At 61.6% G+C, this 18,651-nt stretch carries 12 protein-coding genes; 5 read left to right on the top strand and 7 right to left on the bottom strand.

What is annotated here, in order from left to right:
* Nucleotides 1–948: 948 nt before the first annotated feature.
* A complete protein-coding gene (locus KHO23_RS22805) occupies nucleotides 949–1,905 on the top strand; it encodes a LysR family transcriptional regulator (RefSeq protein ID WP_211613488.1) in 957 nt (318 codons plus the stop codon).
* A 596-nt stretch (nucleotides 1,906–2,501) separates the two neighbouring features.
* Here KHO23_RS22805 and KHO23_RS22800 read toward each other — a convergent pair.
* Nucleotides 2,502–3,452, bottom strand: coding sequence for a hypothetical protein (locus KHO23_RS22800; RefSeq protein ID WP_211613487.1), 951 nt, complete (start codon nucleotides 3,450–3,452; stop codon nucleotides 2,502–2,504).
* Nucleotides 3,453–3,577: 125 nt separating this feature from the next.
* On the opposite strand from KHO23_RS22800, the gene KHO23_RS22795 reads away from it, so the two are divergent.
* The 4 genes from KHO23_RS22795 to KHO23_RS22780 all read left to right on the top strand — a co-directional run bounded on the left by KHO23_RS22795 (nucleotide 3,578) and on the right by KHO23_RS22780 (nucleotide 10,540).
* A complete protein-coding gene (locus KHO23_RS22795; protein ID WP_211613486.1) occupies nucleotides 3,578–4,423 on the top strand; it encodes a M15 family metallopeptidase in 846 nt (281 codons plus the stop codon).
* A gap of 267 nt (nucleotides 4,424–4,690) precedes the next feature.
* Complete coding sequence (tssM, locus tag KHO23_RS22790; protein WP_211613485.1) at nucleotides 4,691–8,590, top strand: type VI secretion system membrane subunit TssM; 3,900 nt, start codon at nucleotides 4,691–4,693, stop codon at nucleotides 8,588–8,590.
* Entirely contained in the window at nucleotides 8,587–9,579 is a 993-nt protein-coding gene (tagF, locus tag KHO23_RS22785) for a type VI secretion system-associated protein TagF (RefSeq protein WP_120295337.1), read from the top strand. Before tssM ends, tagF begins: the two co-directional genes overlap by 4 nt.
* 4 nt (nucleotides 9,580–9,583) lie before the next feature.
* Nucleotides 9,584–10,540 (top strand): OmpA family protein, encoded by a 957-nt coding sequence (locus tag KHO23_RS22780; protein WP_211613484.1) that lies wholly within the window; start codon nucleotides 9,584–9,586, stop codon nucleotides 10,538–10,540.
* 89 nt (nucleotides 10,541–10,629) lie between these two features.
* On the opposite strand, the gene tssA is transcribed toward KHO23_RS22780, so the two are convergent.
* From tssA to KHO23_RS22750, 6 genes are all read right to left on the bottom strand, one after another.
* A complete protein-coding gene (gene tssA / locus KHO23_RS22775; RefSeq protein ID WP_211613483.1) occupies nucleotides 10,630–11,736 on the bottom strand; it encodes a type VI secretion system protein TssA in 1,107 nt (368 codons plus the stop codon).
* Between the two features lie 66 nt (nucleotides 11,737–11,802).
* Nucleotides 11,803–14,478 (bottom strand): type VI secretion system ATPase TssH, encoded by a 2,676-nt coding sequence (gene tssH / locus KHO23_RS22770; RefSeq protein WP_211613482.1) that lies wholly within the window; start codon nucleotides 14,476–14,478, stop codon nucleotides 11,803–11,805.
* 35 nt (nucleotides 14,479–14,513) lie between these two features.
* Nucleotides 14,514–15,608, bottom strand: a complete 1,095-nt coding sequence (gene tssG, locus KHO23_RS22765) for a type VI secretion system baseplate subunit TssG (protein ID WP_211613481.1) — start codon at nucleotides 15,606–15,608, stop codon at nucleotides 14,514–14,516.
* The gene (gene tssF / locus KHO23_RS22760; protein ID WP_211613480.1) at nucleotides 15,572–17,410 is read right to left on the bottom strand and encodes a type VI secretion system baseplate subunit TssF; all 1,839 of its coding nucleotides are present in this window, start codon (nucleotides 17,408–17,410) and stop codon (nucleotides 15,572–15,574) included. Before tssF ends, tssG begins: the two co-directional genes overlap by 37 nt.
* A 126-nt stretch (nucleotides 17,411–17,536) precedes the next feature.
* Nucleotides 17,537–18,016, bottom strand: a complete 480-nt coding sequence (tssE, locus tag KHO23_RS22755) for a type VI secretion system baseplate subunit TssE (RefSeq protein ID WP_054036473.1) — start codon at nucleotides 18,014–18,016, stop codon at nucleotides 17,537–17,539.
* Nucleotides 18,017–18,100: 84 nt separating this feature from the next.
* Nucleotides 18,101–18,604 carry an Hcp family type VI secretion system effector gene (locus KHO23_RS22750; protein WP_074287739.1) on the bottom strand — a complete coding sequence of 168 codons (504 nt, stop codon included), beginning with the start codon at nucleotides 18,602–18,604 and terminating at the stop codon, nucleotides 18,101–18,103.
* Between the last annotated feature and the right edge of the window lie 47 nt (nucleotides 18,605–18,651).

The raw sequence follows: 18,651 nt of genomic DNA, 5'->3' as shown, positions 1-18,651 counted from the left end.
CCGATCCGGGACTGGAAAGCAGCCCTGAACCGCTTCACCATCCAGTTCGAAGAACGGCTCGTGCCGGGTTAAACACAAACCCGTTTACACAAAATTCGGGACACCCCCGGCGGCACCTACTTTTCTTTGCCTGCCGCAAAGAAAAGTAGGCAAAAGAAAGCGGCTCACACCGCCAGCTCTTAAGCGGGTCCCCCGCACAGTCGCGGTAGTGGTGCATCTGGAATCTGTGCCCTCGCACATTCGGTGTCAGTGACAAGGCTGTCATGCTTCCCGCCTCGCACGATGTGCTCGCCGGAAAGGTTCCTCCGAAAACATGAGGCTTTGCTCGGGCGTGGTTAGGGGCCATCGGCTTCGCCTCGGCGAAATGCCAATGGGCCCAGCGCTTCAGAATTGCCACCGACGCCAAACGTACCATCGGCATACGAAGTGCCGCGCGTGCCGAAATGGCAAGCCGCCTTTTGAAGTGTCATGAACATCAAATGCGGCAGGCGGGTTGGTGAAGTGCCGCGAGTATCAAGTACGGCACGCAGCCTTGTGAAGTACAGCGAGCATCGAATAACACCGACTGTTTAATAAAGTACCGCGTCGGCGCGCGCAGCGCCGCCGGAAGTATGACGGCCTTGTCACTCACGCCGAATGTGCGAGAGCACAGATTCCAGATGCACCACTGCCCCCTCCAAGCCTGGGGATCCGCTTATGAGCTGGCGGTTTAAGCCGCTTTCTTTTGCCTACTTTTCTTTGCGGCAGGCAAAGAAAAGTAGGTGCCGCCCCGCACAGGGGCAACGCTAATAAACCAATAACAAATCAAGGAAAGGCCAAAGATTCCAGATCAAGGAAAGGCCAACGCCCCAGGCAAACAAAAAAACCGCCGAACAGGCAACCAGCCCAAGAAAAGCCCACCGCCGCAAAGGCAAAAAACCACCCTCAACACCAACAGGAGTTTGAATCGTGATTGACAGAATAACCGCAATGCGAACATTCATCCGAATCGTGGACACCAACAGCTTCACCCGCGCAGCGGAGTCCCTCGACATCCCCCGCGCGACAGCGACAACCATCGTCCAGAACCTGGAGGCCCTGCTAGGCACCGCCCTCCTAACCCGCACAACGCGGCGCCTGAGCATCACCCCAGAAGGCGCAGCCTATTACGAACGCTGCGCGCAAATCCTCGCCGACATCGACGAAATGGAAGCGAGCCTCCGTCACTCGACGGATAACCTCACCGGCCGCCTGCGCATTGAAATGCCCGGCGCGGTAGCGAGCGCCATCGTCCTGCCGGCACTGGACGACTTCCACACCCGCTATCCGAACCTCGATCTGGCCATCGGCATCAGCAACCGCACGGTCGACCTGATCTCGGAAGCAATCGACTGCAGCATCCAGTTAGGCGAATTGCCGGATTCAAATCTGGTCGCGAGGCAATTAGGCACGCTAGAACACGTAACATGCGCCAGCCCAGCCTACCTGGGCCGTCACGGCACGCCCACCGACCTCGACGATCTGCGCGGACACGCTGCCGTCAATTGCATGTCGCCGCATAACGGCCGCGAAGTCGACTTCGATTTCGAAGTGGACGGCGAAGCGCAAAACGTCAAGGTCAAAGGCTTCGTCAAAGTGAGCGACGAGCAGGCCTACCTCACCTGCGGATTGCAAGGCCTGGGCCTGATCCAGCCCGCGCGAATCGCCGCACAGCCCTACCTCGATTCGGGACTGTTGCGCGAAGTGCTGCCGCAATGGAAACCCGTACCGATGCCGGTTTCGGTCGCGTATGTGAAGAACCGCCGTGTGTCGCCGCGCGTGCGTGCCTTCGTCGACTGGCTCGCGGAGTTGTTCGAGCAGACCGAACACGTCGATCAGGACCTGTCGCGCGTCCGTCAATTGTTGCGTGGCCTGCATCCCGCCTGAGGCGGGATTCAGACAGGCCCGCAACATCGCGGACGCGTTAGTTCGGAAACCTCACCATCAGCGGCACCAGACGCGTCAAGAAATCAACGAAGAAATTGAAAAACCTCGGACTGTCCAAGAGTTTGACGTTCGTCCTCTTCTACACACCCGCCAGCGGCGAAAGGGTGTAAGCGACCGACTGACCGTCATTGGCCCCGAACCTCATATTCACACCCACCTATTCGTCCACCGTCCGCGTCGCAAACGATCACCCCAAGTGGATCCGTCTGTGCATTGAGATCACCGCCGCCAGATTCGTTGGACTACCCAACGAACAGCCGCCCACCACCGAAGGCAGGATCGCTGACCAGCACAAGCCGTCAAGTGCAGCGCGTGGCACCCCACCGTACGTCACAGCCCCGCCAATCTACCAGTGCGCAACCAGTTGCGATTCAGCTTTGCACGGGCGACGAGCGGCTCGCGGTTGCTTGACGCGAAGCAACGCGGGATCGACGTGTTTGCGGAAGATGAGGCGCAGGTCGGCGATGGTGAGACGCCGCGCGCAATACGAGCCTGGTTGCCGCGAGTCACGAGGACGCGCGGCACATTACCTGAACTTACGGCTGGCGCGCCTGAGGCGCCGCCCCCGGACAAGCGGGGTCTTTACCCCAATGTCCGTCGCACACGCGCCAGCGGCACAACTGATCCTCAAAGAAGCCGCGTTGTCCGCACTCTTTCACGCGTTCGGCCAACTTGGCGTTCCCAGGGGTCGCGGATGCACTGACCTTGGTGGCCGTGCTGCCGTCGGCGGCTTTCGTATCGGCCGGTTTGGTTCGTGCCACGAGTGCCGCCAATAGATCGGCATCCGAATCATCTTTCGAAGCACTACCGGCCGTGCGCGGTTTCTTTGTTTGAGCGACCGCGGTCGGCGCGCTAGCGTGATGATTACTTGCGGTCGCGGTCTCCTTCTTGCCGTGCGTCGCCGTCGCCGTGTCGTGTTTCGCATTGCTGGCGACAGCCGTTGCGCTCTTACCGTGCTTTGCCGCCGGCACCGTGACCGCCGACGCGGCCGTTGCGGACGCAACCGGTGCAGATGCGTTGCTCGGCTCGGCGCCATTGGCGAGCGCGCGCGATAAGCGGCTTTCATCGCCGCTTGCGGGCGCACTCGCGGATCCCGCAGGCGTTTTGCTATCGCTGTCGTCAGCAACAATCGTCGCCGCTTGCGACGAAGCCGCAGCCGGTGCCTCCGCTTTCGCGGTCACCTGTGGCGCACCGCTGGCGGCGGACGCCGGCACGGCGGCCTTCTCGGCACTGGCCGGCGTAGCCGAAGCCAGCGACTCGGTCGTCCCACGTTGTTGCATATGCCACGCACCCCAACCGCCGGCCGCGATCACCAGCAAGGCGACCAGCACGAGCGGCGCTTTGGACCGGCGTGGTTGGTCGGTAGGCGGCGCGACGCGGCCTTCCAGATTCGCGAGAATTCGCGAACCATTGGCGTCAACGCCCTTAGCCTTATCGGATAACAGGCTAGGTGGGGCTTTGGAATTCGAACTTTCCGGCGCACTCATTCACTGTCTCATTGAATCCTGGATTATTTCGCCGTGATAATACCGTTCCGGCTCCTCTCCGAGCAGGCCTGATTCTAAGAGCAAGCTTTACAAAATACAATTGTTTCCAATTTCCGGGGTCGACTTTGATTGCCGTAGTACTTCTCGCCTATTTCGCCATTGCCGTTGTGATCGCCGCCATGCTGCTATTGCCGGCGGTACGCGCCTCTTTATTAGGCGCCGCACTCGCCATTCATGGCCGCGTTATGCGTGGAGCATCGCAAGGTGCATCACGTGCTCGCGGTCAATTAGCGCGCTCGGCAAAAATTTCGCAATCGACTGCAGTCGATATGCAAAAGTTACTGGCAAAGCGGCGCTTGCTGATTTTTACCACCACAGGTATTCTTGCGACGCCGCCATTGGTGGCATTGGCTTTACGCGGTCGGCAATTATTCCAATTCGATGACACTGCACGAGTACCGGACGAGAAAATTGCCGCGTTATTGAATGGCGAACAGCTCGTGCCCCCGCCGCCGCTGCCGCCCGAGGTATTTGCAACGCAGGAAGTGGAGCAGATTCGGCCCGCGCTGAAAGACGCGAGCCGCGACTGGAATTTGCTCGACGCCGATTTCAGAACGCGTTTGTTGCTCGTATACAAAATCATGCACGAGCAATACGGCTATGAAATGGCATTGCTGGAAGGTTATCGCAGTCCGGAGCGGCAAAACCGCCTGGCGCAAATGGGGGGCAACGTCACGAATGCTGCAGCGTTTCAGAGCTATCACCAATACGGTCTTGCCGCGGACAACGCGTTTTTGCGCGATGGCAAGCTCGTCATTTCAGAAAAAGATCCCTGGGCCATGCGAGGCTATCAGTTATACGGACAGACGGCCGAACAGGTCGGCCTGACGTGGGGTGGCCGCTGGAAATTGATGGATCTCGGGCACGTTGAATATCACAAGCCCGGTTTCGTCCTGGGGCGCGGTCATTAAGGCAAGGCGGGCAATAAAGAGGTTGCAATGGGGCGTTCAATCAATATTTCTGGCAAAAGGCGGCAATGCCGCGTGCATAACGGCATTTGTCCAATCGCCAATGGCGGGACATCCCATGGCGGATTTAACAATTCGCCCGCATTCACCTTCGCCTGAATATGCTTTCATTTTGTTTCAAACGCGGCGCCGGCAGACTTTGCCCGTGCTCGCGTCATGCTGTTTGCCACACACGCGCCACAACACACATCACCAAGACCTGAACGGCTTATGCGACGCATTCTTAACGTGTTGACCCATACACGCACGCTCTCGATCATCGGCTTGCTCGCGCTCGCTGCTGTTTTATTCATCGGCGCCGATACCTTGCAGATCGACCCGATGTGGCCTGCCATCGTGCTCGGCGCGGTGATCGCGCTATGGCTGCTGGTCTGGGTGGTGCGTCGCCTGCGCGCGCGGCGCGCGAACAACAAGCTCGGCGAAATGCTCGAGCAACAGGCTGAGAAGCAGACCGAAACCGGCCCCGCGCCCACGCCCGCGCGCCAGGCCGAACTCGACGTGCTGCGTACGCGCCTCGTGGATGCGGTGAAAACGATCAAGACCTCGAAGATCGGTCAGATGTCCGGCGGTTCGGCGCTGTATGAATTGCCCTGGTACATCGTGATCGGCAACCCGGCCGCGGGCAAAAGCAGCGCCGTGCTGAATTCCGGCCTGCAATTTCCTTTCGCCGACAAGAACAACGCGGTGATTCACGGCATCGGCGGCACGCGAAATTGCGACTGGTTCTTCACCACGGAAGGGATTCTGCTCGACACCGCCGGCCGCTATTCCGTGCACGAGGAAGACCGCACCGAATGGCTCGGCTTCCTTGGCCTGCTCAAACGCTTCCGGCCGAAAGCGCCGATCAACGGCATCATCGTCACGGCCAGCATTGCCGAGTTGACCGGCAGCAAGCCCGAGTTCGCGATCAATCTCGCGAAGAACCTGCGCCAGCGCGTGCAGGAGTTGACTGAGAAGCTCGAAGTGTTCGCGCCGGTGTATGTGATGTTCACCAAGGCCGACCTGATCACGGGCTTCACCGAATTCTTCAGCGGCAGCGAGCGTCACGAGTACGACCGCGTGTGGGGCGCCACCCTGCCCTACGAACCCGACGAAAAGCGCGATGTGGTTGGCCTCTTCGACGAGCACTTTGAAGAGCTTTACGACGGCCTGAAAGAAATCAGCGTCGCGCAGATGTCGATCAGCCGCGGCAACAAGCTCTCGCCGGGTCAGTTGAGCTTTCCGCTCGAATTCTCGACGATCAAGCCCGCATTGCGCGCGTTCCTCGCCACGCTGTTCGAAACCAACCCGTTCCAGCACAAGCCGATTTTCCGTGGCTTCTACTTCACGAGCGCATTGCAGGAAGGCGAAACCAACAGCGCCGCCGCCACGCGCATCGCCAACCGCTTCGGCCTCTCCGCGGACAGCCTGCCCAAGCCGCAAAGCGCGTTCTCGAAGAACGGTTTCTTCCTGCGCGACCTGTTCTCCAAGGTGATCTTCGCCGACCGGCAGACCGTCAAGCAGTTCGCCAGTCCCGCCAAGACGCGCATGCGGTATGCCACGTTCTTCGGCTTTGTCGCGGTGCTCGCGTTGGCGCTCGGCGGCTGGACGTGGTCGACGATCGGCAATCAGCAGCTCGCCGACAATGTCAAAGCCGACCTCGACAACGTGGTGCGCCTGCAGCAGAACCGCAACGACCTGCAATCGCGTTTGCAGGCCATGGACATTCTGGAAGACCGCATCGACCAGCTAGAACAATTCCGCCGCGACAAGCCGCTGGCCGTGTCGCTCGGACTGTATCAAGGCGACCGCCTCGAACAGCACCTGCTCACCGAGTATTACAGCGGCGTGCGCCAGATCCTGCTCGATCCGGTCTCGCAGAATCTCGCGTCGTTCCTGAAGGACGTCAACGCGCACCCCGATCAGCTCGCGCCGCTGAACCGCAATCCGGACGCTGCCGCACCGATTCCCGTATCGGCGCACAACGCGATGGCGGCAAACAGCCAGGGCGGCCTGTATAGCGACGCCTCGCCGACCAATGTCGAAGATGCGTATAACGCGCTCAAGACCTACCTGATGCTCAGCGACAAGCGTCACGTGGAAACCGCTCACCTGACCGATCAGGTCGCACGCTTCTGGCGCGGCTGGCTCGAAACGAATCGCGGCAACATGCCCCGCGACGAGATGATCCGCAGCGCCGAGCGCATGATCACCTTCTATCTGTCGCGCGTATCCGACAACGACTGGCCGATGATCGACCAGAACCTCGGCCTCGTCGACCAGACCCGTGAAAACCTGCGCCGCGTGGTGCGCGGCATGCCGGCCCGTCAGCGTGTCTACGAGGAAATCAAGGCGCGTGCGTCAACCCGTTTCGCGCCGATGACGATCGCTCGCATCGTCGGCGAAAACAATACGGCGCTGGTGGCCGGCAGCTACGCGATCCCCGGCACCTTCACGCGTGAAGCGTGGTTCCAGTACGTGCAGCCGGCGATTCGCGATGCCGCCACGAAGGAATTGCAGGCCAAAGACTGGGTGCTCAACACCTCGGCGCATGACGACCTGACGCTGGAAGGCAGCCCGGAACAGATCCAGAAAGCACTCGTCGCCATGTACAAAACCGAGTACGCGATGCACTGGCAGAAGTTCATGCAAGGCATTGCCGTGCAGAGCTTCGGCAGCTTCGGTCAAGCCGTGGATGCGATGAACCGTCTCGGCGATCCGCAGGATTCGCCGATCCGCAAGGTGCTCGAAACCGCGTACGACCAGACCTCGTGGGACAACCCGTCGCTCTTCAACGCGAACCTGAAGCGCGCGCAAACTGGCGTGAGCAGCTGGTTCAAGAACTGGTTCTCGCGTGCGCCGACCGGCCAGATTAACGCCAACATCGACATCAACGGCAATCCGGTTGAAGTGCCGATGGGGCCGATCGGCCAGGAGTTCTCGGCATTGGGCCGCATCGTCGTCTCCGGCGACAACGGCTCGATGTTGAAGGGCTACATGGACACGCTCTCGAAGGTTCGTACGCGCTTCAATGTCATCAAGAACCAGGGCGATCCGGGACCGGGCGCGCGTCAGTTGATGCAGCAGACGCTCGACGGCAGCGGCTCCGAGCTGGCCGATTCGCTGAAGTACGTCGACGAACAGATGCTGACGGGCCTCACCGATTCGCAACGCAAGGCACTGCGCCCGCTGCTGGTGCGTCCGCTGATGGCAGCGTATGCGGTGGTGATCCAGCCGGCCAGCGTCGAAGTCAACAAGGTGTGGAACGCACAGGTCTATCAGACCTTCCAGAGCTCGCTCGCGAACAAGTATCCGTTTGCCAGCGATGCGAAGGTCGAAGCCGGCGCCGGTGAAATCGCCCAGGTGTTCGGGCCCGACGGCGCGATCGCCAAGTTCGTCGGCACCACGCTCGGGCCGCTCGCGGTGCGCCGCGGCGACACGCTGACCTCACGCACATGGGGCGATATGGGTCTCGCGCTGACACCCGACTTCACCAGCGGTTTCGCGCGCTGGGTGGCGCCGCTCGCCGGCGGTGCAGCGGCCTCGTCGGGTCAAAGCTCGGCCGAACCGCAGACCGTGTTCCAGATCCTGCCGCAGCCGAGCAGCGGTACCACGGAATACACGCTCGCGATCGACGGTCAGCAGATGCGTTACCGCAATACGCCGCCGCAGTGGACCAACTTCGTGTGGCCGAATCCGTCGGGCTCACCTGGCGCGACACTGAATGCGACGACTTTCGACGGCCGCACGCTGCAACTGGTCAACGAGCCGGGCCGCTACGGTCTGGAGAAGCTGATCAATTCGGCGCAGCGCAAGCGCCGTCCTGACGGCACCTTCGATCTCTCGTGGACGCAAGGCAACGTGACGGTGGCGGTCAGCATGCGCATCATCAGCACGTCGCAGGCCTCGGGCGGCAGCAGCGACGCACCGCAACAGCAAAGCTTGCGCGGCTTGCGGCTGCCTTCCTCGGTGGCGGATGTGAGCGCGGCGGCGAACTCGGTTAATGCAACGGCTGCGGGTGGAGCGGTTTCAACGGGCCCAACAGGAACGGCGGGCGCCACGCCGGCCTCACCAGCGGCACGGCCGGCGACGGCCGCCGCCGCGGTTTCGAACACAGGGGGTGCGCAATGACGCAAACCGTGCAGGCGCAAATCGCCTATTTCGGCAAGATTCCGTCGCGCGGCGACTTCGTCAAAAGCGCGCATAACCCGCAGTTGCTGGCCACGCTCGATCGCTGGATCGCTGAGGCCATGGAGTTGCTCACCGAGGATCCGCGCTGGAAGATCGTCTACGAAAACGCCAAGCCGATGCACTTCGCGTTCCTCGGTTCGCGCAGCAAGCTGGCGATCGCCGGGCATATGGTGGCGAGCCAGGATCAATCGTCGCGCCGTTTTCCGTTTCTTGCCGCGACCGCGCTGGAAGTTGAAAAACCGCTGACGTTTCTGGCGCACAGCCCGCTGGCCTTTGCGCGCCTGTGGTCGCGCATTGCCTCGCAGATGAAGCCGCTACTTGGCGTGGGCGAGCCGGCCGGTGCGCTCCAGGCGCTCGGCGAAACGCAAGTGCCTATCGAAATCGGCGGTGGCCCCGGCAATCCGCACGACGGCACCTTCAACGACTTCGTCGAGCATCAGACCCTCTCCGGCCTCGAACAGATGCTGCTGGCGAGCGGCCATCCGGTGCGCTTGCGCGGGGCGATGCTGGCACTCGGTTCGCTGCTGCGCCCGGTGATGCAGAGCGGTTCGTCGCATCTCGAACGCGGGCTGACCCTGCCGTTGCCGAACGATCCGTTCTATCGCTCGCTAGTCGCCGCGTTTTGGCTCGAGCTGATCGCACCGTTCGTTTCGCAGGCCGATTTCGAACTGGCGATTTTTATCGGCACGATTGCCGAGCGCGAACGGCTCATCATCGGCTTTAACGGCGCCTCGGCCAAAACGCTGCATAGCGTGGTCGATCCGCAGGCGTACGCGGCACATAACATCGATATCGACGATCCCGAGTGGATCGACGAACACGCACAAAACGATCATGGCATCAGCAAGCTCGTCAGCTACCTCGACCAACCGCAACTGTCGTTGCGTGTCAGCATCGACACGTTCCGCGAAGCATTCACGGGAGCGTGACACGATGTTGAGCAAGCACACGCGCATGGCCTCGCTGCTGGCGGGCCTTCTCATCAGCGCCCTCGCCCATGCCGACAACGACGGCCCGGCACGCGTCACGCCGGTCGACAACAGCGGCGTCGCCATTCGCACGACCATTCTTCCCGCGTCTTCTTCGGCACAACCGGGCAATGCCGGGCCCGCAGTCAATACGGCCGGGCTCGCCAGCGGCACCACGGGCGCCGGCACCGGCGCGATCAGCGCGTCGCCGCCGCCCGCCAATGCAACGCCGGGCCAGGTCGTGGCAGGCGGCAAAGTGCCGGATGAAGCAACCAAGGCCGCGGTACTCGCGCGTCTGCGCGACACCTACGGCGCGGCCAACGTGGTCGATCAGATCGAAGTCGCCGACGTCGCGACGCCGCCGAACTGGTCCGCCAACGTGCAAAAGCTGATCGGCCCGCAGTTGAAGCAGATCAGCAAAGGCCAGTTGAAGATCGACGGCACGCAGATCGACGTGAAAGGTGAAGTGCGCAACGAATCGCAGCGCCAGCAGCTCGCAAGCGATATGGCGAATGCACTGAATCCGACCTACACGATCAGGAACGGCCTGCGCGTCAGTGCGTCCGAACAAGGCCTGCTCGATCAGACGTTGGCGAATCGCACGATCGAGTTCGAGACGGGTAGCGCGACGCTCACGCCGCAAGGCCGCGCGATTCTCGATCAGATGGCGGCAGTCCTCTCGAAGATGCAGACCAGGACGGTGGCGATCATCGGCCATACCGACAACTCGGGCAATCGCACCTCGAATATCGCCCTGAGTCAGGCGCGGGCGGACGCGGTGAAGGGCTATCTGGTCGCCAAGGGCATCCCGCCCGAACAAATGACGACCACAGGAGTTGGCCCGGATCAGCCGATCGCATCGAACGATACAAACGACGGACGCGCACGCAACCGGCGCATTGAGTTTCGCGCGGGGTCTTGAGTTGCCGTTTGTTTGATCGCAGCGTGATTAAAAAAGCCTGGCACCGGTGATGTTCGATGCCAGGCTTTTTATTTGCGCTTAAGGACGTTCTAGCTATTTTCCTCGGGCTTCACGCCCAGCAGTTCGCGAATATGCGCGAGCGACCCATCGTCCTTCACGACCGAGGAAAGCCACTGATGCAAAGGCATATCCGCGCATTCCGCCGCCTTGTCGGCGAGGTAAGCCGCCGGATTGTGCGGCTCGGTACTGCGAAAGAACTTGGCCACGGCACGCAACTGCGCGACGGCTTGCGCACGGCTCTGGATTCCTGCAATCGGACTGATCGTGGTCGGCATGGTCGTCAACACGGGTTCCTCGCGTTGCGGTGAAGTCTTGAAGGTAGGCTCGGCGCGTTCGGATTCTTCCGGCTTCGGCGCTTTCGGCGGCGCTTCAGCGCTGACCCCCAGTTCGCGCGCGAAACGTTCCGCCAGCCGGTAGACGCTTTCATATGCATCTTTCGCCTGACGGAAGCTCGGTGCCGAATCGGCCGCGCGCCGGTCCAGTTCCTGTTCGAGCGCGAGCATCGCCGCTTCGTACGCTTTCAGCTCGATCAGCAGTGTTGAATAGAACGCCGGAGGCGTGGCGCGTTTCGACGCCTCGATCTGTTCGATGGAAGGCTTGCCGCGCGCGATATCGTCGGCGTGATCCGGATCGCGCTTGACCGCTTGCGCAACGTGCGTGGCCACGTCCCAATCGATCGTGCTAAACGAGCTGCCTTGCGACGACGTAAGCGGCATGGCCCGCAACAGATCGCCGGTGCGGCCAACCAGCCACGCGACGTTGCCGAGGCGGTACTCGGTATCGTCGCCTTCCGGCAGTGGATGCACGTGATCCCAGTACTTTTCGCACAGCCCCGTTAGCAGCGCATAACCTTGAGTGAGACCGGTCACGCCCTCTTCGATGGCAAGCGCCTCGGTGAGCCAGACCGCGAGGCGCAGGTCTTTTGTCTGCGTCTGCAGCAGACTGCTCGCGCGTTCGACCACGAACGGCCAGTCGGCTTCTTTAATATCCGTGACCCATTCGCCCTGATCCAGCGACGGGTCTTCAAAACGGCGCGCGTGCTGGATCGCGTCGAAATCCGCCGAAAACAGCAGGTCGTCGCCACAAGGCGAGGCTTCGCTGATCGGCGCCAGCAGCGTGTTCAGATTAGTCGACATGACAGAAAGCAATAAGTATCCGGTACGGCATTAAAACAGATTGGCAAGCAGACGGGGCAAGCCTGCTCACACAACCGTGTATTCGAACTCGCCCGCGTCGCTCGCACGCACCGCGATGCGTTCGATGGCGGCGCCGTTGGCCATGCGCTCGAGCACCTGCTGCGCGACTTCAGGCAATAGCGTGCCGTTCAGAATGTGGTCGACATTGCGCGCGCCGGAGTCCACTTCGGTGCAACGCGCCAGCACGGCGTCGACGAGCGAATCGTCCCACTCGAACACCGCCTTGTGATTCGACTCGATGCGGCGGCGAATCCGCTCCAGCTTCAGGTCGATGATTTCGACGAGCACGTCGTCTGAGATCGGGTAGTACGGCACCACTTTCATGCGGCCGAGGAACGCCGGCTTGAATGCCTTATACAGTTGCGGTCGCAGCGTCTCCGCGAGCCCGTCCGCATCCGGCAATTCTTCGGCGCTCTTGTTCAGGCATGCCTGCATCACCGCCTGCGAGCCGACGTTCGAGGTCAGAATGATCAGTGTGTTGCGGAAATCGATTTCGCGCCCTTCGGCGTCGTCCATTGTGCCCTTGTCGAACACCTGGAAGAACATTTCCAGCACGTCCGGGTGCGCCTTTTCCACTTCGTCGAGCAGCACCACCGAATACGGATTGCGCCGCACGGCTTCGGTCAGCACACCGCCCTCGCCGTAACCGACGTAGCCCGGCGGCGAGCCCTTCAGGCCGGACACGCTGTGCGCTTCCTGGTACTCGCTCATGTTGATCGTGACCATCTTGCGCTCGCCGCCGTATAGCACGTCAGCAAGCGCGAGCGCGGTTTCGGTCTTGCCCACACCCGACGGCCCGACGAACATGAACACGCCACGCGGTTTATTCGGATCTTCGAGACTCGCGCTGGCAGTGCGAACGCGTTGCGCGATCGCATCGAGTGCGTGGTCTTGCCCAATCACGCGTGCGGCCAGCAGCGGTTGCAGATTCAGCACGGTCTGGATTTCGTCCTTGATCATGCGGCCGAGCGGAATGCCGGTCCACGAGGCGACGATTTCGGCGACCACGTGGCCGTCGACCTGCAAGGGGACCATCGGCTGACCGCCCTGCAAGGTGTGCAATTCCGCAACACGCGTGGCCAGCGTTTCGCGCGCCTGCTGTGCCTTGTCGGCCTGTGCAGCATCTGCGCTGCTCACGCGCGCGGCGTCTATCTCGGCACGCAAGCCGACGATCTCCGTCACCAATGCGCGCTCCTTGTCGTAGCGCGCTTCATCTTCCGCGAGGTCTTTCACGTCTTCTTCGCGCAGGCTGCGCAGTTCCGCGAGCCGTTCGTCGTGCAGCGCGCCGCTCGCCACTTCGCGTTCCAGCGCGGCGATTTCGGCGTCGATCCGCTCGAGCCGTTTCTTCGTGTCGTCGATCGCAGCGGGTGTCGAACTATGCGCGAGCGCCACTTTCGCGCAAGCGGTGTCGAGCACGCTGATCGCCTTATCCGGCAGTTGACGGCCGCTGATGTAACGATGCGACAGACGTACCGCTTCGGTAATCGCGTCGTCCATCACACGCACGTTGAAGTGCTTTTCCATCAACGCTGCCATGCCGCGCAACATCGCCGCCGCAAGCGTCTCGTTCGGTTCTTCGATCTTCACGACCTGGAAACGCCGCGCCAGCGCCGCATCTTTCTCGAAGTACTTTTTGTATTCGCTCCACGTGGTCGCCGCGATGGTGCGCAATTCGCCACGCGCCAGGGCCGGCTTCAGCAGATTCGCCGCATCGTTCTGCCCGGCCTGGCCACCGGCGCCAATGATCGTATGCGCTTCGTCGATAAACAGAATGATCGGATGCGGGCTCTTCTTCACCTCGTCGATCACATTTTTCAGGCGGTTCTCGAACTCGCCTTTGACGCTCGCGCCGGCTTGCAGCAGCCCCATATCGAGCACGTGCAGCGCGACGCCTTTTAGCGGCGCGGGCACGTCGTCAGCCGCAATGCGCAGCGCGAGTCCTTCGACCACCGCCGTTTTACCGACGCCCGCCTCGCCCGTCATGATCGGATTGTTCTGCCGGCGACGCATCAGAATGTCGATGGTCTGGCGAATCTCGCCTTCGCGACCAATCACCGGATCGATCTTGCCTTCACGCGCACGCTGCGTGAGGTTGCTGGTGTAGGTGTCGAGCGCGGGGGTTCTGGAAGGCGCGCCGGGCGCCGAGCCGGGAGCCACTGCGTCGCTCACGTCTTCTGCCGCGCTCTGTTCAGCGTTACTCCGTTCGACCTCTCGCGACCCTGCGGTCATGTCGTCGAACTTGTGCTTCAGATCCGTCACCCGCACGTCGCGCAGCAGCGGCGACATGCGCTCGGCGAACTGCGCGAGGTCAGGCGCCGTCAACAATGCTAGCAGCAGATGCCCCGAACGAATCCGTCCGATCTGCGAATCGAGTGACGCGATCAACCACGCCTGTTCGAGCAAATCGATCAGGTGCTTCGAAAACACCGGCGTACGCGTATTGCCCGTCTTCAGTCGTTGCAATTCGCGCTCGATATCCGCACGCAAAGCATGCGCGTCGACCCTGCTCGCGCGCAGCGCCAGCGTGACATCGCTCGCCGGTTCATCCAGCAGCGCCAGCAATAGATGCTCGAGGTCGACCTCGTAGTGACCGCGCGCGAGACAGTTGTTCGCCGCGAGCAAAGCCGCCTGACGGCAGGTCGGATTCAGTTTGGCGATCAGGGTATTGAGGGACGTGCTCATGTCGTGCGATCCGGGTCCTGGTTCAATCGTTATGGTCAGTGAATCACGTGCAATTCGTAGCGGGCATCCGCGCGGTCACGGTCGACTTCTCTCGTGCACAGAAATGCGTCCCAGCCGAGGCGCGCGCCGCCGCTCAACATGCTTGGGCCCACTTCCGCGCGGCGCAGCACCAGCGAGACCTCGTATTCGAGCGTCACGCCGGCCAGCAGCGTCAGCATGCGCTCGAGCGCCACGGCACGGTCGGCGCCGGGTAAAAACGCTTCGTAGTCGGCTTTGTCGAGCGGGCCGATCACGAGCCGCGCGCGCATGTCACGCTGCCAGACCCGCTCGCCCGCCAGCGCCGTGGCGCCGAGCGTCGCGTTGACGCCGCCGAGCACGGTCAATTGATCACTCGGCACGTCGTACCATTTGCCGACGAACTGTTCGACGCGCACCCGCACCTTGAAGTACTCAGAGAGTGTGCGTTGCAAATAGGCCGCTGAAACCGGCCGGTGCCGCGCGGCTAATGCATAGCCGGCGATCGCTTCGTCGAATAGCGCGCCGTCGCCGTTTTGCAGACTGTTGCGGGTGTCGTCGTCGGCGACGCCTGCCAGTGCCAGCAATAGCGGCAGATAACGTTCGTCACGATCCAGTTCGTAGTGAAACGGCAGCCGGTACTTCTTCCACGCCGCGTAGAACAGTGCGGTCGCGCGATTCGAAAACACGTCGAAGAATTCGCGCGCGGCCCGGTCGCGCTTGATCTGCTCACGCGCGATGATCTGCTCGGTGTAGTGCAGCGGCAAAGCGCCCTGCCCGCCGAGCAAACCAAAAAACGCCGGCGTGATATCCACCTTGTGGAGCGAACCTGCTTCGAGCGCAGCGCTGCGTTGCGGCTTCTCTTTCAGCGCCGTGCCTTCATCATCGAAAGACTGCGCGCTGTGAATTTCGCTCGGGGGAAACGACATCGACAGTGAATTGCGAAAGGCAATTCGCTGAGCGACGATTTCGCCGGGACGTCCGTTGCTCGATGGCGCTTGCTGCGCGAACCACTTCTCGAGAATCCGCACCGCCTGAAAGAATTCGAAGCGATGCGGTTCGTCGAGAAGTTGCTCGACTACGCCAGGATCGATTCGCCGCTTCGCGGTTTGCATCGCAGAATCTCCTCGCCGGTGCGCTTCGACACGACGACCAGTTGCACAAAGCTGTTCAGATGCACGTACAGCCCGAAAAACGTATCGATCACCCGCACGAACGACGCGAGACTCGTGCCGACGAAATGCTCTTCATCGATCGTCAAACGAATCTCAATGCCGCGCACGAAGGTCGCGAACGGCTTGCCCGGCAGCCATTGCACCGCCGCGCGCTGCTCGATGCCCACCAGGCCGTCGATATGCCGCGCCGACACCGCCGTGCGCCGCAAATCGTAAAGCACCAGCATTTCCTTGAGCGCCGACAGGCCGCTATTGGCGAGCGACACATGATTCAATGCCAGATGCGAAATCAGCCGCCAGTGGGAGGCGCGCCCGCGCTCGAAGCGTACGCTAGGCGTCGGCCTGCGCAGCATCGCAATGCTGCCGGTCAGCGAGCCGCCTTCCAGAAACAGATCGCCGCCTTCGAGACCCACGGCGAGACCGGCGGGCAAGTCGCGATTGGTACACGTCAGATCGAGACTCAGCGTATCGGTTTGCGGTGCGGCCGGTTCGAAGTCGATATCGACGATCGATATTTCAGTCTCGTAACCCGGGCTTTTCTGCGCAACCCAATCGTTACGCCGTGCGAACCAATAGTGCCCCGCACGCGCCGCTTCGCCGTGATGCAGCGAATAGAAAGGCCGGAACTCGATCACCGATTCTTCATGTGCCTGCTGCCGAACGAGTTTCACCGAGTCGATCGAATAGACCTCATATGCGAACGCGCGGCGCGCCTCGGCGATCACCGGGTACGAAATCGCCTGGTGGCTGATGCGGATCGGCTCGCCGTGCTGTTCGAACAGATTCACGACCGGCGTGCAGAACAGACGGAAATGATGCGCGGACAACGAATCCAGCAGACGCGCGACGTGCGAATCGTTGCGTACTTCCTTGAGCACAATGTGCAGCGTCAGACGCTGACAGCGGCCGCTCGCGCGCGTCATCGCCGCCAGATCGAAATCGGCGAAATTGAATTTTTCGGGGAACGCGAAGTATTCGGTCAGCAACCGGTACGCCGGATGCGATTTGGCCGGATAGTCGATCAGCGCGTCGTCTTCGTCGAAACCGGCTTGTACGACGGGCGATTCGCGCACTTGCTTCCACACGCCGCGGCGGTCGGCTTCGACATACGTGGCCATCGCGTTGACGAACAGGCAGTCCGCCAGCGCCGCGATAAACGATTGCTCGCCGTGCAGGTGGGTGCGCAGCGTGCCGACTTTCAATGCGGAGAGATCAAGCTGCGCGGCCGTCGATTCGAACGTGATCGACACGATCGCCGTAGCGTTGCCCGGCAGGACGGTCGCGCTCGGCGCCATGGCCACCGACGTGTACTTCGCCTCCGAGATGCGGATGGGCGCTAGCGTCACGTCGTAGGCGGTTCGGAACCGGCACTGCACGCCGCGAATCGGGCGCGACTTGAGTTCAGTGCCGCGCTCGACCAGAACCGGTTCGGTCAGGTGACTCAGCGCGGCCGAAGTGCCTAGCTGCGCGATCGAACAGGACGGGAACGGCCGCAGATAGTGCGGATAGAGCACTTCCAGCAGCGCTTCGGTGAATTCGGGGTAATCGTCGTCGAGCTTCTTGTTGATGCGCGCGCCCAACAGCGCGAACGATTCGATCATCCGCTCGACGTGCGGATCTTCGCAGTGCTCGCCGGACATCGCGAGACGCGCCGCGATCTTCGGATAGCGTTCGGCGAAATCGCGCGAATAGCGCCGCAGAAATGATAATTCGCGCTCGTAATACGGCAGCAACTCTTCCATCGATCTATCCCCGAACCTGAACCCTCTCCGCTCAAACTATCGCCACCGGTGCGCGTGAGCGGCGGCAAAGCGGTACTCAAGATACTAAAACGCCGGTACTAAAAACTCAGCCGCCAAAATCAGGTACTAAAGCTTCGCACGTGCGCGCGTCACCGAATATTGCAGCGTAGACGGCTGCAGCATCGCGTCGAAACTCACCGGTTCTTCCGCCGGGTGCACGACCAGCAACGCCTGAATCGCAAAGTTCAGCGCGTTGGTGGATTGTTCGTTCAGTTCGAGCGTGACCGCCACTTGCTGCAGGCGCGGCTCATGCCGTGCGATTGCCTGCTGAATCGATTTGCAGATAAACGTACGGTCGTAGTGACTCGCGAGGCTTAAGCCCGCGAAATCGTTCAAGCCGTAGGTAAGCACCGAGCGCTGACACTCCGGCAGCGCCGCGAGTTCGTGCTCGGTCAGGGCGATCCGGGTGTTCAGGATCGCCTCGACGTCGCGCGCGACAGTGGCCTTCAACTCGTCCAACGACAATTGCCGCATCGCCGGGGAAGCCGGCAGATGCGGTTCGTCGTCGAACAGCTTGTCGAGAAAGCTAGGTTCGAAGCGTTTCATCAGCGTCCGAAGAACCGGTGTTCGACGCGAGGCGCGCGCGGCGGGCGTCAGCCTTTTCAGGCACACGCCGCGTGCATCCCGGCATCAGACCGCGTAAGTCTTGTCGTTCTTCGTCAGGCTCCACGCGCCTTGCGCATTGCCACCCTGGTTGCCGCCGATCTTCTGCTGCGTGTACTTCCACTGCACGGCAGCGTATTTCAGCGAGAACTGTTCGCTCGGCAGGCCTTCGCCCACCACGCTCGGCGTGGCGCTCGAGATGATCACGTACTTGAGCTTCACTTCCAGGTACTTGATGCGGTTGCCTTCGCCGTCCGAACGCATGAAGTCGATCGTCACTTCGTCGAACGTCGTGCCGCCCGATGCGTGTTGATAGATCAGCGGGCTGACCACGTCGATGTCTTTCGTGAACTGCATGTCAGCGTGCTCGCAACGCTCGGACGTATGACCGCCCGCCGTCGAAGCCGTTGCCGAGCGCGGTTGCGTAATCGAGTGGCTCCACGAATCGATTTCGATCCAGCCAGCATGATCTTTATCGGCGGACTCGCCTTTGATCGCCGGATTGCCGAATTTTAAATAGATGTCCTTCATAACTCATCGACTCCCCAAAGAGGTGGTTTTAACAGCCAACCCGCGCG

Source organism: Paraburkholderia haematera, from assembly GCF_905220975.1.
Taxonomy (GTDB): Bacteria; Pseudomonadota; Gammaproteobacteria; order Burkholderiales; family Burkholderiaceae; genus Paraburkholderia; species Paraburkholderia haematera.
This window is presented reverse-complemented; position numbering and strand designations above follow the sequence as displayed.

Excerpts from the sequence above, each read along its gene's own strand:
- KHO23_RS22800 (WP_211613487.1), bottom strand. The coding sequence starts at position 3,452 with ATGAGTGCGCCGGAAAGTTCGAATTCCAAAGCCCCACCTAGCCTGTTA.
- tssM (WP_211613485.1), top strand. The coding sequence starts at position 4,691 with ATGCGACGCATTCTTAACGTGTTGACCCATACACGCACGCTCTCGATC.
- tagF (WP_120295337.1), top strand. The coding sequence starts at position 8,587 with ATGACGCAAACCGTGCAGGCGCAAATCGCCTATTTCGGCAAGATTCCG.
- KHO23_RS22780 (WP_211613484.1), top strand. The coding sequence starts at position 9,584 with ATGTTGAGCAAGCACACGCGCATGGCCTCGCTGCTGGCGGGCCTTCTC.
- tssA (WP_211613483.1), bottom strand. The coding sequence starts at position 11,736 with ATGTCGACTAATCTGAACACGCTGCTGGCGCCGATCAGCGAAGCCTCG.
- tssH (WP_211613482.1), bottom strand. The coding sequence starts at position 14,478 with ATGAGCACGTCCCTCAATACCCTGATCGCCAAACTGAATCCGACCTGC.
- tssG (WP_211613481.1), bottom strand. The coding sequence starts at position 15,608 with ATGCAAACCGCGAAGCGGCGAATCGATCCTGGCGTAGTCGAGCAACTT.
- tssF (WP_211613480.1), bottom strand. The coding sequence starts at position 17,410 with ATGGAAGAGTTGCTGCCGTATTACGAGCGCGAATTATCATTTCTGCGG.
- tssE (WP_054036473.1), bottom strand. The coding sequence starts at position 18,016 with ATGAAACGCTTCGAACCTAGCTTTCTCGACAAGCTGTTCGACGACGAA.
- KHO23_RS22750 (WP_074287739.1), bottom strand. The coding sequence starts at position 18,604 with ATGAAGGACATCTATTTAAAATTCGGCAATCCGGCGATCAAAGGCGAG.